This window comes from Nocardia spongicola (assembly GCF_047200775.1).
In the GTDB taxonomy this organism is placed as follows: domain Bacteria; phylum Actinomycetota; class Actinomycetes; order Mycobacteriales; family Mycobacteriaceae; genus Nocardia.
In genome coordinates this window covers 1-601 of the sequence record NZ_JBJZOO010000055.1, presented here as the reverse complement: position 1 = coordinate 601, position 601 = coordinate 1, and the positions used below count along the sequence as shown (strand labels likewise).

Genomic DNA, 601 nt, shown 5'->3' with positions numbered 1-601 from the left:
GCGGTGCACAACCACTCCAACACCGACGGATCGAAACTCGGCGAGCAGATATGCAGGAACCGATGCTGCGGCCGCAACTGATACAGGTCGGTGGCCACATCCACCAAACCACCCAGACCCGCGTGGGTGACAGTGACGCCCTTGGGCAGACCGGTCGACCCGGAGGTGTAGATCACATACGCCGGATGCCGCATCGCCAACGCGGTAACCCGGTCGGCATCGGTGACCTGCTCGGCGGACTGCGCGGCGACCTGCGCGGCGAACCCATCGGCATCGATACGCAACCATTCGACCTCGCCCGGGAGCTGCTCGGCGTACCGGTCGGCGGTGATGCCGAGGATCGCCCCGGAATCGGTGACCATATGCCGGATCCGCTCCAGCGGATAGGTCGGATCGATCGGCACATGCGCACCACCGGCCTTGGCCACCGCCCAGAACGCCGCGACCATCTCATACGAACGCGGCAACGCCAACGCCACGATCCGCTCCGGCCCCACCCCACGACTGATGAGCACCCGCGCCAACCGCGAGGAATACTCATCCAACTCTCGGTAGGTGATCGAACGGCCCTGATAACGCACCGCGATCTGCTGCGGATCCA

At 65.4% G+C, this 601-nt stretch carries 1 protein-coding gene; it reads right to left on the bottom strand.

What is annotated here, in order from left to right:
* On the bottom strand, positions 1-601 hold a 601-nt coding region (locus ACL02S_RS24165), incomplete at both ends, for an AMP-binding protein (protein WP_412804792.1).